The sequence below is a fragment of the Kitasatospora sp. NRRL B-11411 genome, from assembly GCF_000721345.1.
Taxonomy (GTDB): Bacteria; Actinomycetota; Actinomycetes; order Streptomycetales; family Streptomycetaceae; genus Kitasatospora; species Kitasatospora cineracea.
On sequence record NZ_JOGH01000144.1, the window covers coordinates 1 to 14,277 of the forward strand.

12 protein-coding genes are annotated in these 14,277 nt (G+C 75.7%); 3 read left to right on the forward strand and 9 right to left on the reverse strand.

Annotated features, from left to right (window positions below; translation table 11 throughout):
• Window positions 1–149: 149 nt before the first annotated feature.
• Both IH44_RS0135380 and mmuM read right to left on the reverse strand, forming a co-directional pair.
• Entirely contained in the window at window positions 150–1,253 is a 1,104-nt protein-coding gene (locus IH44_RS0135380) for a serpin family protein (RefSeq protein ID WP_232795208.1), read from the reverse strand.
• Between the two features lie 162 nt (window positions 1,254–1,415).
• On the reverse strand, window positions 1,416–2,510 hold the full coding sequence (gene mmuM, locus IH44_RS0135385; protein WP_081967320.1) for a homocysteine S-methyltransferase: 1,095 nt from the start codon (window positions 2,508–2,510) through the stop codon (window positions 1,416–1,418).
• A 498-nt stretch (window positions 2,511–3,008) separates the two neighbouring features.
• Between mmuM and IH44_RS0135390 the strand changes: the two genes are divergently transcribed.
• Window positions 3,009–3,548, forward strand: a complete 540-nt coding sequence (locus tag IH44_RS0135390) for an EF-hand domain-containing protein (protein WP_030463931.1) — start codon at window positions 3,009–3,011, stop codon at window positions 3,546–3,548.
• 186 nt (window positions 3,549–3,734) lie between these two features.
• Here the strand turns inward: IH44_RS0135390 and IH44_RS0135395 are convergent, their stop codons facing one another.
• The 6 genes from IH44_RS0135395 to IH44_RS0135420 all read right to left on the reverse strand — a co-directional run bounded on the left by IH44_RS0135395 (window position 3,735) and on the right by IH44_RS0135420 (window position 10,019).
• The gene (locus IH44_RS0135395) at window positions 3,735–4,181 is read right to left on the reverse strand and encodes a hypothetical protein (RefSeq protein WP_051817998.1); all 447 of its coding nucleotides are present in this window, start codon (window positions 4,179–4,181) and stop codon (window positions 3,735–3,737) included.
• Window positions 4,178–5,245, reverse strand: a complete 1,068-nt coding sequence (locus IH44_RS0135400) for a Gfo/Idh/MocA family protein (RefSeq protein WP_081967321.1) — start codon at window positions 5,243–5,245, stop codon at window positions 4,178–4,180. The genes IH44_RS0135395 and IH44_RS0135400 overlap by 4 nt, the downstream gene beginning before the upstream one ends.
• Window positions 5,242–6,381, reverse strand: coding sequence for an Ldh family oxidoreductase (locus IH44_RS0135405; RefSeq protein ID WP_030463934.1), 1,140 nt, complete (start codon window positions 6,379–6,381; stop codon window positions 5,242–5,244). The genes IH44_RS0135400 and IH44_RS0135405 overlap by 4 nt, the downstream gene beginning before the upstream one ends.
• Before the next feature lie 65 nt (window positions 6,382–6,446).
• The gene (locus IH44_RS0135410; RefSeq protein WP_081967322.1) at window positions 6,447–7,838 is read right to left on the reverse strand and encodes a M20/M25/M40 family metallo-hydrolase; all 1,392 of its coding nucleotides are present in this window, start codon (window positions 7,836–7,838) and stop codon (window positions 6,447–6,449) included.
• Window positions 7,828–8,961, reverse strand: coding sequence for a sugar phosphate isomerase/epimerase (locus IH44_RS0135415; protein WP_063759750.1), 1,134 nt, complete (start codon window positions 8,959–8,961; stop codon window positions 7,828–7,830). Before IH44_RS0135415 ends, IH44_RS0135410 begins: the two co-directional genes overlap by 11 nt.
• Window positions 8,958–10,019 (reverse strand): hypothetical protein, encoded by a 1,062-nt coding sequence (locus tag IH44_RS0135420; RefSeq protein WP_198545095.1) that lies wholly within the window; start codon window positions 10,017–10,019, stop codon window positions 8,958–8,960. Before IH44_RS0135420 ends, IH44_RS0135415 begins: the two co-directional genes overlap by 4 nt.
• A gap of 289 nt (window positions 10,020–10,308) precedes the next feature.
• Between IH44_RS0135420 and IH44_RS0135425 the strand changes: the two genes are divergently transcribed.
• Window positions 10,309–11,478, forward strand: coding sequence for a DegT/DnrJ/EryC1/StrS aminotransferase family protein (locus tag IH44_RS0135425; RefSeq protein WP_030463938.1), 1,170 nt, complete (start codon window positions 10,309–10,311; stop codon window positions 11,476–11,478).
• A gap of 7 nt (window positions 11,479–11,485) precedes the next feature.
• Window positions 11,486–12,622, forward strand: a complete 1,137-nt coding sequence (locus IH44_RS0135430) for a DegT/DnrJ/EryC1/StrS aminotransferase family protein (RefSeq protein WP_035957336.1) — start codon at window positions 11,486–11,488, stop codon at window positions 12,620–12,622.
• Window positions 12,623–12,701: 79 nt separating this feature from the next.
• On the opposite strand, the gene IH44_RS0135440 is transcribed toward IH44_RS0135430, so the two are convergent.
• Window positions 12,702–14,277: class I adenylate-forming enzyme family protein (locus IH44_RS0135440; protein ID WP_063759751.1), on the reverse strand; the 1,576-nt coding region annotated here is incomplete at its 5' end.

The window sequence follows — 14,277 nt, forward strand, 5'->3', positions numbered from 1 at the left end:
CCGTCACCCCGCCCACCCCACCGAACCCACCAACCCGCCTCGGATCCTTTCGCCCCGCCAGGGGCGCGGGGAGCCGTGCGGCCAACCACGACGAAGCCGCCCGCCGGCAACGCCCGCCGCCCGCCGTGCCTCCCGGTTCGCCCGCCGGCTCAGGCCCTCGAAGGCTCCGCCACCCAGCCCGCCATCAGGACCAGTCCGGTCGGCCGGTGCAGCGCCAGGAAGGCGAACGGGCGGTCGAAGCGGGCGGCGGCCACCCGGATCCGGTACCGCTGCTGCGGGGCGAACATCGCGCTGCCCGGGGCCATCACCACCGCCGTGACCGCGCCCGCTTCGAAGCCCTGCGCGGAGAACTCCGCCGTCGCGGCCTGCTGGGCCCGGGCGACCTTCAGCGGGGTGCTCCGGCTGACGCCCCGGAAGTGGTCGCCGTCCTGCGCCGCCGTTCCCAGGCCGAACAGCCGGGCCGTCGCCAGCAGGTCGTGCTCCGACTGGACCCGGAAAGCCGCCGTGTTCAGCGCGCCGAGGTGCTGCGGGACGGGCGAGTCGACGGTGGACAGCTGGAGCCCGGGCCCCTGCACCCCGTCCGGCAGGGCCGACACCGGCGTCCGCCGTGCCGCGCCCGCGGCCAGTGCGAACCCGGCCGCCACCACCGCGCCCGGCGCGGCCCCCGGTTCGCCGAGCACCAGGTGGACGTCCACCTCGCCGGTGCCCGCGACCCGGACCTCCGTCACCCGTCCCGCCGGGCTCTCCGCCACCGCGATCCGCTCGAACAGCTCCGGGCCGGACACCGAGAGCTGCGCGAAGTCCCGTCCCGCCCAAGGGCCTTCGAGGACCTGGAAGCGGCCCTCCTGGAACGGCCGCAGCCACCTGGTCCGGACGGCGACCGCCGAGGCCAGCACCAGCAGCGCGCCCGCCGGGTCGACCGGCATCCGCGGTACCAGCCCGCCGGTCCACTCCCGGGCCCAACGGTCCAGCACCGCACGGTCCTTGACCGGATCGCCGGACAGCCGCCCCCACAGCGGAGCGCCCAACTCGGCCACCCAGCCCGGCTCCACCGCGACGCCGTCGGCCGTCCACAGCCCGAGCGCCGCCGCGCAGCCCGGCACCGCCCGCACCTGCGCCAGCAACTCCCGGGCCGCTGCCGGGGCTTGCTCGGCCGGAACGCCCAACGCCCGCTCCAGCTCGGCCCGGGCCGGCCCGTTGGCGCCCGCCGCCAGCATCGCCAGCAGCGGCCACACTCCCAGGGCCGTCCACACCTGACCGCCCCCGGACCCCAACTCCCGCCCCCAGCAAGCCCCCAACGCATTCACCCGCTCAACCGCACCCGCACCTGCACCCGTACCCGCACCCGTGCCCACCGCGCCCCCTCCCGTCGTGCTCCCAGAACCTGGGGGCAGGCTCCGCCACCCAGCCCGCCATCAGTACCAGACCGCAGGGCGACCCGCCGCCGATAAACCGGACGAACGGACGAGCGGGCGGGTCGACGCAGGCAACTCCGTCCAGCGCGGCGGAGCTTGCGCCACCGCCGCCAGCTCGGCGATCGCGGCCGGCCCCACCCGGCAGCAGCCGCCGACCAGCCGGGCCCCGGCGGCCACCCAGTCCGCCGCCAGGCCGGGGTCGAAGGCCGCCGCGCCGGTCCAGTCCCGGGCCGCCGCGTCCCAGCCCTCTCCGCTGTTGGGGTACGCGACCCCGGGCAGGCCCGTCACCTCGGCGGCCAGTGCCACCGCCGACGTCACCTCCTCCGGGGCGCAGCAGTTGACCCCCACCGCGACCGCCTCGGGCACCTCCGACACCAGCGCGAACACCTCCGAGAGCGGCTCCCCGCCCCGGGTCAGCCCGTCCGCCGCACTGAACGAGAACCACACCGGCACGCCCAGCCCCCGGACGCAGTCCGCCAGGACCGCTGCCTCCAGCAGGTCCGGCACGGTCTCCACCGCCAGCACGTCGGGCCCGGCGGCGGCCAGCACCTCCAGCCGGGGCCGGTGGAACTCCGCCAACTCCGAGGCGGACAGGCCGTAGTGGCCCCGGTACTCGGAGCCGTCCGCGAGGACCGCCCCGTACGGGCCCACCGAGGCCGCCACCCAGCGCGGGCGGCCGTCGCCGAGCTCCGCCGACACCTCCTCGGCAGCCAGCCGGGCCACCTCCACGCTCAGCGCCAGCAGCCGGTCGGCCTTCCCCGCGTCCACTCCGCGGGCGGCGAAACCCGGGCGGCTCGCCTGGTAACTCGCCGTGGTCGCCACCTGGGCGCCCGCCTCGAAGTACGCCCGGTGCGCCGCCACCAGCTGCCGGGGTTCGTCCAGCAGCAGCCGGGCCGACCACAGGGCGTCGGACAAGTCGCAGCCCTGGTCGGCGAGTTGGTTCGACAGCCCGCCGTCGAGCAGCACCGGACCGGCCGCCAGCGCCGACGCCAGGGCCAGGCCGCCCGGGGAGCTGTCGAAGCCGGAGGGGGAGCCGCCGAAGCCGGAGGGGGAGCCGCCGGGTCGGGGAGGGGAACTGCCGGAGTCCGTCGCCATCCCTCCAGCCTGCACCCGGCGCCGGTTTCCGGCGAACCGGCCCGCGGCGGCGGCGCCGGAGCCCTCCGGACGGCCCCCGGGGGCGGCCCTCGCGAGCACCTCGCCGCGAGCACCTCACCGCGGGCATCCCGGGCATCCCGGGCATCCCGCGCGGGGCATCCTTCGAGCGTAACGGCGGTCCGAGGCCCGGTCGGGGCGGTCGGTGCCCGGATCACCCGCCCGGGAGGCGACCGCCGAAACAGTTGACGGTGTCCCCAAATCGTGGTGGGGGAGAGCCCGTTCAAGGGCCACCGATCTGACGGAGCGTCAACGAACCGGGAGAGTCACCCGGTTGGCCGCACGTGTGCGATCCGTCGCTCACCGTGCCGGTAGTGTGACGTTCCGTTGCCGCACCGATTGTGTGACGGCTCATTCGAAAGCCCCGCCGGGCGACACCCCGCCGACCCTGTCCCTGGGGCGGCCGCCGCCCGCACCGGACCCACACTGGAGAACTCCGCGATGACCACTTCCGTGCAGCTCGACCGTGCCCAGAAGCGCTTCGACCTCTGGGACGTCAACGGCGACGGCCAGATCGACCGCGCCGACTGGGAGGCCGAGGCCAAGCGCATCCTGCAGGCCTTCGGCGAGGCCCCCACCTCCCCGGCCGCGCGCCAGCTCTCCGACGCCTACCTCGGCATGTGGAGCTTCTTCGCCGACAAGGCGGGCATCGACGAGCACACCGGTGCGCTCACCCCCGAGCAGTTCAACCACATCGCCGAGGAGCACGTCCTCGAGAACGGTGGCGCCGGCTTCGGCCGCGTCGTCAAGCCGACCATCCAGGCCATGGTCGAGCTGGTCGACGTGGACGGCGACGGCCAGGTCAACCCGGCCGAGTTCAAGTCCTGGCTGGACGCGATCGGCGTTTCCAGCGTCGACCCGTCCGAGGCCTTCCGCCAGATCGACGCCAACGGCGACGGCCAGCTCTCCGTGGAGGAGCTGGTCCAGGCCGTGCGCGCCTACCACCTGGGCGAGATCGACGTCCCGCTGCTGGGCCGCTGAGCCACCGGCACGGCGACGGCGACGGTGACCGGCGCGGCCGGCAGGACGACTGCCGCTGACGGCCGCTGACGGCTACCGACGGTCGAAGGGCCCGGAACGGGGATGGCGCCCCCCGCTCCGGGCCCTCTCGCCGTCGCCCTGCTCCCCGGCCGGCCGGACGGACCTTCGGCCGGACCTTCGGGGGGCTCAGCCTTCGGCCGGGACGAACCGCACCGGCAGCTCCGGGCGCAGGTCCAGCTTCTCGCCGGTCAGCAGGTGGTCGGCCGCGATCAGCACGTTGTAGTGGTTCGGGAAGTGGCAGGCGTCGAAGCCCAGCACGGTGCCCACCCGGTGCTCGCCGACGAACACCTCGTCGCCCCGGTCCAGCACCCCCGCCACCGCGACCTCCGCGAACCCCAGGAACCCCACCCGGTCGATCCGGGCCCCCGCCGCGGTGTCCCGCTGGTCGGTGGTCACCAGCTCGTGCACCTCGCCCGCCCGGACGCACCGGCTGGCGAACGGTTCCAGGCTCATCCCGCGCTCCGTCCGGCTGTGCAGCAGCACCTTCACCAGCGTGCCGGTCACCGTCCGCTTCGGCCCGTTCTCGCGCACCGGCACCGGCACCGGCAGCTCCGCCACCCGCTCCCGGCTCATCCGCACACCTCCGCCCGCGTACCCGTGCCCGCGCCCGCGCCCGTGCCCATGACCGTGCCCGCGCCCGTGTTTGCGTCCGTCCGCCCGGCCGACCCGGCCCCGGTGGTTCCGGCCTCGGCCCGGTACGCCGCCTCGACCACCCGCAGCGCGTCCACCCCGTCCGGGCCCCGCTCCGCCGGGCCGGCCGTCGCCGCACCGCCGCTGCCGTCTCCGCCGCCGCTGTCGTCGCCGCCCAGCAGCCCGGCGAACTCGCCGACGATGCCCTCGTACTCGTGCCAGAGCGACTGCTTGAAGCCCTGGTGCCCGGCCAGCAGGTCCGCCCGCAGCACCGTGCCGTCCGCCAACTCCACCGCGACGTCCTTGAGTTCGCCGGGGTGCGACCAGTCCAGCTCGATCCGGCCGCACACCCCGCCGGGGCCCGCCAGCTCCAGCACCGCGTACCGGTCGACCCCGCCGCCGTCGCGCACCACCTCCGCGCCGGTCAGCTCCATCCGGCCCGCCAGCAGCCGGAGCAGGTCGTACGCGTTCGGGCCGTTGTCGGCCACGCAGCCGCCGCCGCACCGTTCCGGGTCCAGGTACCAGCGGTCCCGGCCGACGTGCTCCTCGATCAGTTCGAAGTAGCGGGCCGTCACCGACCGTACGGGCAAGGGCTGTTCGGCGACCGCCGTGCACAACTCCCGCACCGCAGCGTTGTACCGCCGGTGGAAGGCGGTGAACAGCGGCACCCGCCGTTCGGCCGCCAGGGCCGCCAACTCCTCGCCCTCCGCAGCCCGCAGGGCCAGCGGCTTCTCCACGCACACCGGTAGGCCCGCCCGCAGCGCGTCCCGGCAGATCGCCAGGTGCAGGTCGTTCGGGACGGTCACCACGACGGCGTCCAGCCCGCCCGCGGCCAGCAGCTCCCGGTGGTCGGTGAAGCACGCGACCCGGTCGCCGAACGGTTCCAGCACCGCCGCGTCCCGGTCGCACACCGCCGCCAGCCGCACGCCCGGCACCCGCTCCAGCGCGGCCAGGTAGAACCGCGAGATCACCCCGAGCCCGATCACCCCGAACCGCAGCCCGCTCACCGCCCGGCCTCCGTCCCCGCCACCGGGCGGATGCCGAACTGCTGGGCGATGACCGCCAGTTCGGCCAGCAGCGGGGCGGCCAGCGGCACCCCGTCGCGGTGCGACTCGGCGGTCCGCCGGGCCTCGTGCCAGCCCGGGTACGCCACCGGGTCCGAACTCCCCACCGAGGGCGGGCAGTCCAGCACCGTCCCGAACAAGGTCCGGGCGTCCAGGGCCACTTGCTCGGCGTCCCGCAGCGTCGCCGGGGCGATCGCCAGCGCGAAGATGCCGATGTCGTCGTCCCGCCCGGACGGCCGGCCGTCGCCGTCCAGCGCGGCCGGCTCCGGGCCCAGGCCTGCTCCCGGCAGCAGCGCGGCCAGCACCTCCACCATCAGGCCCAGCCCGAAGCCCTTGAACTCGCCGCCCGAACCGGACCCCAGCCACAGCAGGTGCGCCTCGCCCCGGTCGAACGCGCCCGGATCGGTCACCGGCCGCCCGTCCGGCCCCGCCAGCCACCCCTCCGGGATCGACCGGCCCGCCCGCTCGGCCGCCCGGACCCGGCCGGTCGGCACCGCCGTGGTGCTCATGTCCAGGACGTACGGCGGCAGTTCACCCGCCGGAGCGGCCACGCTCCACGGGTTCGTGCCCAGCAGCGCCACCGCACCGCCCGGCGGCCGGGCGATCCGCTGCCGGCCGCAGTTCGACGCCAGCAGCCCGATCATCCCGCGGCCGGTCACCCGCGCCGCGTGGTGCCCCGCACAGCCGAAGTGGGTGGCCCGGCGCACCGACACCAGCCCGATCCCGTGCCGCTCGGCCCGCTCCGCGGCCAGCTCCATCGCCGCCCCGGCCTGCCACAGCCCGAGCGCCCCGCCCGCGTCCACCAGCACCGCCGCGCCCCGGTCCGCCACCACCTCCGGCTCCGCCAGCGGATCGGCCCGGCCCTCCGCCAGCAGCGGCAGGTAGAGCCGCCCCAGGTTGGCCAGCCCGTGCGAGTCCATCCCGGCGGCGTCGCCGTAGCACAGCGCCTCCGCCGCCGCCCGGGCCCGCTCGGGCGGCAACCGGTGCGCGGTGAACACCTCGGTGGTGAAACGGATCAGATCGGCGTACGGGACGCGGACGGTGCCGGCGGCACTGGGCGCGGACGCCACGGTGGTCACGGGGAACAGCCTCCAGACAGGGACTTCGGACGACGAAAGGACGGGGGATCGGGGGATCGGGGGGATCAGGGGCGGCGACGGTGGCGGGCGAAGGCCACCAGCAGCCGGGCCACCGCCGAGGCGAAGGCGTCGAGCTGGGCCGCCTCGGCGAACTCGCCTGCCGCGTGCGCCCGGTTGGCGCCCAGGTCGCCGGGGCCGAGCACCACGGTGAACGCGTCGTCCGGCAGACCGGCCGTCCAGATCGCGTCGCAGGTGAACGCCGGTTCCGCGTCCGGCATCCGGGGGATGCCGGCCCGCCGGGACAGCAGGTCCTCGAACTCCGGATGCCGGTTGTCCAGGACGGGCAGGCCGCGCTTGGGCCAGTCCAGCCGGGTGATCCGGGCGCAGTCGGCGGCCGTCCGGGCGAACTCCGGCAGCTCGGCGAACTCGCGGCGGAACGCGTCCAGCCCGGAACGGACCGCCGCCTCCACCGCGGCCGCCGCCCGGCGGCCCGAACCCGCGTCCCGGTAGGGGAGGTTGAGCAGCAGCTCGCCACTGCCGTAGACCCGGTTGTGCAGCGGGCCGGTGCCCAGGCCCGCCACGCAGACCGGGTCGCGCGGGCCGGGCCGGCGGCCCAACTCCCGGGCCAGGTACTGGGCGAGGAAGCCGAGCAGCACCGTCGCGTTGTGGCCCGCGCCCGGGCAGTCGTCGATCGCGTCCTCGCCGCGCACCCGCAGCCGGGCGGTGGCGGCGGCGGTGGCCCGGGGCAGGTAGCGCAGGCCGGTCGGCTCGCAGAACACGTTCAGCGCGCCCACGTACCCGGCCCCGACCAGCGGACGGGTGCCGAACACGCCCATCGCGCCGCCCTCCTCGCCGGACACCGCCTGCACCAGCACCCCGACCTCGCGGCCCACCCGGGGTTCCGCCGCCACCGCCGCCCGGATCCCGGCCAGCAGCGCCACCGCCGGGCCCTTGGCGTCGATCGCGCCCCGCCCGGTGAACCGCCGCCCGTCGAACCCCACCGGCTCCGGCCCGGCCACCGTGTCCAGGTGCACGTTGAACATCACCGTCGCCGCCCGGGGCAGCTCCGGCCCCAGCCGCAGCACCAGGCTCGGCTGGCACTCCAGGAACCCGGGCACCTCGTCCACGGCCTGACGCACCGTCAACGGCACGTCTTCGCCCGTCAGTTCGCCCAGCCCGGGCGCACCGCGGTACAGCTCCACCAGCCCGCGACCGGCCGCCGCCCGCGCGTACACGTCCAGCGCTTCGGGCAGCAGCGGCAGCGGCGCGCCGGGGCCGGTCTCCAGCGGGCCGGCGGTGGGCAGGCGCAGCAGTTCGAGCAGCAACTCCCGTTCGTCCGAAGAGAGTTCGGCCACCGGGCGCTCGCTCGCCGGGAGCCCGGCCGCCGCTTGCGCTTCGTCCGGCGCCTGCGGGCACTCCACCGTCCCGGCCCCGGACGCCAACGGCTCACCGGGCATCGGACACCGCCTCCTCCCGAGCTGCCCCCACGTCCGTGCCCACCGGTCGGGACACCGGGCGGGACGCCGGTCGGGACGCCGGAAGATCCAGCGCCAGGCCGCCCGGGACGAGGCGCCAGCCGGGGGAGTGCGGCAGCACCTCGCGCTCCACCAGGGCGGTCAACGCCCGCCCGGCGGCGACGAATCCGCTGTCGGTGCGGCCGTCCGCCGCCAGGCCCTCGTGCGGCCGGGTGGCCAGGTGCGGCTCCAGCGACCACACCCCGCGCCAGCCGCGTGCGGTCAACAGCCGCAGGGACTCGGCGAGTCGGGCGTCGCCGGCGCCGGGCAGCACGTACCGGGTGTCGGGGCCGCTGCCGACGGCGTCCTTGACGTGCACGTGGTCGACGTGTCCGGCGGTCCGGCGCAGCAGATCGAACCCGTCGTAGCCGTACGCGATCCCGTTGCCGGTGTCGTGCAGCAGGCGCAGTCCGGGGCTGTCCACCGAGGCGATCAGGTCGAGCGCCTTCTCGGCCGAACTCCCGGCCCAGCCCGCGCAGTTCTCGTGCAGAGCGAGCCGCCCGCCGCGGTGCGCACCGGCCGCGACGCCGCGCAGCCGGGCCAGCACCCGGCGGCGCCACTCGGGCTCCGGCAGGCCGGTGCCGTTGGGGTAGGACATCACCCGGATCCGGGTGGTGCCGAGCACCGCGGCGCGCAGGGCGAGCGCGTCGAGCTCCAGGTCCTCCCGGCGGTGGTCGCCGGTGATGTCGGAGGCCCAGTTGCCGACCCGGGAAGCGATGCCGCAGACCCGGACGCCCCGCCGGCGCAGGGTGCGGGCGAGGGCGGTGACCTGCCGGACCGGCAGATCGGCGATCCAGACGCCGTCCACCGTCCGCAACTCCAGCTCGTGCCAGCCGAGTTGCTCCAGCGCGTCGAGCTGTCCGGCCAGGTCGGGCGCGGCCTCGTCGCCGATCCCGCCGAACCGGACGGCCGCCCCGCCGGACCGGTCGGCCACCCCGCCGGACCGGTCGGCCGCCCCGCTGAACTGGCCAGCCGTCCCGCCGGACCGTTCGGCCGGCCGCCGGGCCACCGGCGTCCGGTTCGCCCGCCGCCGCCTGGTCCGGCCGCCCTTGCGGAGGGCGCTCACCGGCTCATCACCGCCCGCAGCACCCCGGCCGCGCCGCCCCCTGCCGCACCACCGGCTACGCCACCACTGCTGCCACCACCACCGTCACCATTACCACCGGCCGCGATCGCCTTGGCCCGGTCGAGCAGGCGCACCACCTCGGTGTTGACCGCCAGGTCGGGGTGCGCGCCGCGCCGCCCGCCGTCCGCCGCGTAGTACCCGTAGATGTGCTCCAGGAAGCCGCCCAGCGCGTCGTCGTGCAGCAGTTCGGTGCTCTCGCCGTCGCGGTCGATGACGGTCAGCCGGGCGTACGCGTCGGCCTCGCTGCCGGGGAAGTGGCCGATCAGGGTGCCGCGGGCGAGCTCCAGGGTGACCCGGCGCTCGCGGACCGGCGAGGTGAGGTCGGAGCGGATCCGGGTCCACGCGCCGCCGCGGTGCTGGAGGTTGAGCCAGGCGGTGCCGAGCCGGGGCAGCACCTGCCCGTCGACCACCATGTCGGTGCCGCCCGCGCCGGTCACCTCGCCGGGCCCGGCGAGGGCGAGGCAGAGGCCGAGCGAGTGCGGCAGCTCGATGTCGAAGGCGGTGGGGTGCCCGCCCCCGGCCAGCGAGCGGGAGAACCGCGGCTTGCGCTGGACGACGTGGATGGTGCGCAGCGGCCCGTACGCGTCCTGGGCGAGCAGCACGCGCAGCCGACCGGTGAGGCGGCTGCCCAGCCACTGGGCGACCACCGCCAGGTCCAGCCCGTACCGGTCGCGCAGCGCGAGCAACTCGTCCAGACCGCGGCTGTCGGCGGCCACCGGCTTCTCCAGCAGCACCCGCCGGTAGCCGAGCCGGCCGAGGGCGTCCAGGGCGGCGACCCGCTCGGTGGGCGGGGTGCACAGGTGGACGACGGTGTGCTCCGGGGCGAGCAGCCGGGGCGCCTCGGCGAGGGTGGTCGGACGCAGGTCGGCGGCCGCCCGGGGGCGCCGGTACGGGTCGACGGCGAGGATCGGCGCGGCGGCGAACAGGTGCGCGGTGCCGGGCGCGCCGCGCAGGCGGCGCAGCACCGGGAGGTGGAGTCCGTCTCCGGCCCGTCCCATTCCGACGAGTAAGGTCCCGAGTCCGTTCGGCATGGCGGGGTGTCATTCCTTCCGGGTCGCGGCGGTGCGGTCGGTGCCGCGGTCGGCGCTGCTTCGCCCGGTATTCAATCAGCACTTCGGCGGCAATCCGATCGGGCGTCAAATCGCTTTTCCGGCAGGCCATTCGAAGGAGTGAACCCGCTTGCCGGCCGGGGTGGACGGGGGTGCGGTCGGCATAGATTCGGGTGCCCGGCAGATTCGGGCACGGACCTTTCGATCCGCCTGATCCATACCATCCGATGAGGGCTTTATGGGTGCCACCACCTCCCCGGGCGTCTCCTTCTTCACCCAGGCCGAGACCTTCGAATCGCTCTGGCCCACCACCCGGCGCCACCTCGACGAACTCATGGACCGCGGCAAGTACTCGCACGGCCCGAAGGTCGAAGAACTCGAGGCCGCCCTCGCCGCCTGGACCGGCGCCCGGCACGTGATCGGCGTCAACAGCGGCACCGACGCCCTGGTCCTGCTGCTGCGCGCGGCCGGCCTGCGCCCCGGCGACGAGGTGATCGTCCCCGCCTACTCCTTCGTCGCCTCCGCGACCTCGGTGGTGCTGGCCGGCGGCCGCCCGGTCTTCGCCGACATCGACCCGGTCACGTACAGCCTCGACCCGGCGAGCGTCGAAGCCGTCCGCACCGACCGCACCCGGATGGTCATGCCGGTCCACCTGTTCCACCAACTCGCCGACCTGCGCGCCCTGCTGGCCGTCGCCGACCGGCACGGCCTGACCGTCGTCGAGGACAGCGCCGAGGCGTTCGGCATGCGCTGGGACGGCGTCCACGCCGGACTGCACGGCGCCGGCGGCGTGCTCTCCTTCTTCCCCACCAAGACCCTCGGCGCGATCGGCGACGCCGGCGCCGTCCTCACCGACGACCCCGCCCTCGCCGAAGCCGTCTCCGCGATGCGCCACCACGGCCGCACCGGCCGCACCCTGGACGACTTCCCCACCATCAACCGCCCCACCGAACTCCTCGGCACCAACAGCAAGATGGACGACATCCAGGCCGCCGTCCTGCTCGCCAAACTCGGCCGCGCCGACCAGGACATCGCCCGCCGCGCCACCCTCGCCGCCCGCTACACCGAACGCCTGACCGGCACCCCCGGCCTCACCCTGCCCACCGTCGTCGACCGCGGCGCCGCCACCGACCCCGTCTGGTACGTCTACCTGGTCGAGTCCGACCACCGCGACGCACTCGCCGACCACCTCGCCCGGCACGGCGTCCAGACCGAGACCTACTACCCGACGCCGCTGCACCTCCAGCCCTGCTTCGCCGAACTCGGCCACCGCCCGGGCGACTTCCCGCACGCCGAAGCCGCCTGCGGCCGCGCCCTCGCCCTCCCGCTCTACCCCGACCTCGCCGACCACCAACTGGACCTGGTCAGCGACCTGGTCCGCGACTTCCAGCACGGAAAGCAGCGCTGACCCGCCGATGACCACCACGACCGCCGCCACCACCATCCCGTTCTTCCCGCCCGACCTCTTCGAGGACGACCGAGACCTGCTGCTCGACACCGTCCGCGAGATCGCCACCGACCCCGCCCAGCGCTTCATCCTCGGCGAACGCACCGCCCGCTTCGAGGAGTTGCTGCGCACCGACCTCGGCGCCGGAGACGTCATCGCCTGCGGCAGCGGCACCACCGCCCTCACCCTGATCCTGCGCGCCATGGGCATCACCGCCGGCGACGAGGTGATCGTCCCGGCCTTCGGCTGCGCCCCGCTCGCCAACACCGTCCTCGGCGTCGGCGCCACCCCGGTCTTCGCCGACATCGACCCGCGCACCCTGGTCATGGACCCGGACGCGGCCGAGGCCCTGATCACCCCCCGCACCAAGGCCCTGATGCCCGCCCACATGTTCTCCGTGATGGCCGACATGCCACGCCTGCGCGCCCTCGCCACCCGGCACGGCCTCCGCCTGATCGAAGACTCCGCCGTTGCCCAGGGTGCCGTCCTGGACGGCCGCCCGGCCGGCACCTGGGGCGACGCCGGGGTCTTCTCCTTCGTCCAGGTGAAGTCCTTCGGCGGCCCCGGCGAAGGCGGCGTCGTCGTCACCTCCGACCCCGAACTCGCCCGCACCGTAAGGATGCTGCGCAACCACGGCCAGGACGGCACGCACCGCTTCCGCCACCACCTGGTCGGCCTCAACAGCCGCTTCGACGAGATCCTGGCCGCCTTCCAACTCCGCCGCCACCCCGGCCTGGCCGCCCGCCTCGCCCGCCGCGCCGAGATCGCCGCCCACTACACCCGGCACTTCACCCCCCTCGCCACCCGCGGCATCCTCCCGCCCCCGCCCGGCACCAACGGACGCTGCTACTACGTCTACACCCTGCTCGCCGAACGCCGCGACGACCTCCACCGCCACCTCGCCGCCCACCAGGTCGACGGCCACGTCTACTACCCCCAACCCCTGCCCCACCAGCCCGCGTTCGCCCACGCCGCCGCCCCCGGCGGCCACTGGCCGAACGCCGAACGGGCGGCCCGCCAGTGCCTCTCCCTGCCGGTCTACCCGCACCTGACGGACGCCGAGGTCGAGCGGATCACCACCGCGGTCCTCACCTTCCCGACCTGATCCCGCCGACGGGCGCCCCGCGAGCCACGGGGCGCCCCACCGGCCTTGCCGAGCTGCAACTGCCGCCCGCCCGGCGCTCTCAGCCCACCGCCCCCACCGTCCCCACCGTCCCCACTGCCTCCGTTCCCACCGCCTCCCGCCCGGCCGCCGCCGCCAGCTCCGCGATCACCCGCCGGTCCGGCTTCCCCGACGCCCCCACCGGCAGCTGCTCCAGCAGCACCAGCCGCTCCGGCAGCTTGTACCGCTCCAGGCCGCACAACTCGGCCAGGAACACCGTCAGTTCGCCGAGCACCAGCCCGTCCCCGCGCGGCACCGCGCAGACGCACATCCGTTCACCGAGGTCCGGGTCCGGCACCGGCACGCACACCGCCTCCACCACCTCCGGGTGCCCCTCCAGTAGCCGTTCCACCTCCGCCGTGGAGATCGACACCCCGCCCCGGTTCACCGTCTGCTTGATCCGGGCCAGCACCCGCAGCGAACCGTCCGGCTCCAGCACCCCCCGGTCGCCCGAGCGGACCCAGCCCCCGTCGACCCGCAGCCGGGCGTCCAACTCGGGCTCCCCGACGTGGCACAGCGGCGTCATCGGCCCGCGCGCCTGCAACTCGCCCGGTACTCCCGCCGGCACCGGCCGCCCGTCCGGCCCGCACACCCGGAACTCCGCCACCGCCGGATCCGGCCGGCCCACCCGCAGCACGTCACCGTCCGGATCCGTCCACCGAGCATGGCAGTTGAGCCCGTCGCTGGCCCCGTACACGTTCACCACCGGGCACCCGAACCGCCGCAGGGCCGCGCCCAGCACCGCCGGAGACAGCGCCGCCGCACTCGACACCACCGCCTGCAACGAGGACAAGTCTTCACCCGGCACCGGCAGTTGCTCCGCCATCCGGCGCAACATGGTCGGCACCGCCGCCAGGTGGGTCGGCCGCCACCGCCCCACGGCCGCCAGCGCCTCCGCCGGATCGAACCGGTCCCCGCCCGGCAGCAGCACGGTCGCCCCGCACCGCACCAGCGCCACCACCGCCAGCGAACCGTACGCCGTTGCCGGGCTCACCAGCAGCAGCACCCGCGGCGGCGCACCGTCCACCGTCCCCAACACCCGCTCCACATACCGCCCGCGCCCCCCGGCCAGTGCATTGTGCGAGTACGCGATCAGCTTCGGCACGGCCTCCGAACCCGAGGACAGCAGGATCCGGGCCGGCGCCTCCGCGTCCACCACCGCCGGGGCCCACCCCGCCTGCTCCGGCCACGGCTCCGCCCCCAGCACCACCACCTCGTGCAGATCCGGCAACTCCGGCCGCAACCCGTCCACCAGCGCCTTCCACTCCGGCACCGTCACCACCGCATCCACCCGCGCCGTCCCCCACACCGCCAGCAGGTCCCGCCGCCCGTGCCCCGGCGTGCACGGCAACACCACCGCCCCCAGCGCCGCCACCGCCAGATCCACCGCCAACGCCCGCCGATCGGCCGGCACCTTCACCCCCACCACCGACCCCGGCCGCACCCCCCGCGCCGCCAACCCGGCCGCCAACCCCCGTACCTGCCGCCCGAGTTCCGCGTACGAGAGCTCCCCGCCCCCGTCGACCACCGCCACCCGCCCGCCGTGCGCCGCCACCCGCTCCTCGAACAACTCGTACAGCCCCCGCCCCGGACACCAC

Bases quoted from the DNA above. Each gene is read 5' to 3' on its own strand.
- mmuM (WP_081967320.1), bottom strand. From the start codon at position 2,510: ATGGCGACGGACTCCGGCAGTTCCCCTCCCCGACCCGGCGGCTCCCCC.
- IH44_RS0135390 (WP_030463931.1), top strand. From the start codon at position 3,009: ATGACCACTTCCGTGCAGCTCGACCGTGCCCAGAAGCGCTTCGACCTC.
- IH44_RS0135395 (WP_051817998.1), bottom strand. From the start codon at position 4,181: ATGAGCCGGGAGCGGGTGGCGGAGCTGCCGGTGCCGGTGCCGGTGCGC.
- IH44_RS0135410 (WP_081967322.1), bottom strand. From the start codon at position 7,838: ATGCCCGGTGAGCCGTTGGCGTCCGGGGCCGGGACGGTGGAGTGCCCG.
- IH44_RS0135420 (WP_198545095.1), bottom strand. From the start codon at position 10,019: ATGGGACGGGCCGGAGACGGACTCCACCTCCCGGTGCTGCGCCGCCTG.
- IH44_RS0135425 (WP_030463938.1), top strand. From the start codon at position 10,309: ATGGGTGCCACCACCTCCCCGGGCGTCTCCTTCTTCACCCAGGCCGAG.
- IH44_RS0135430 (WP_035957336.1), top strand. From the start codon at position 11,486: ATGACCACCACGACCGCCGCCACCACCATCCCGTTCTTCCCGCCCGAC.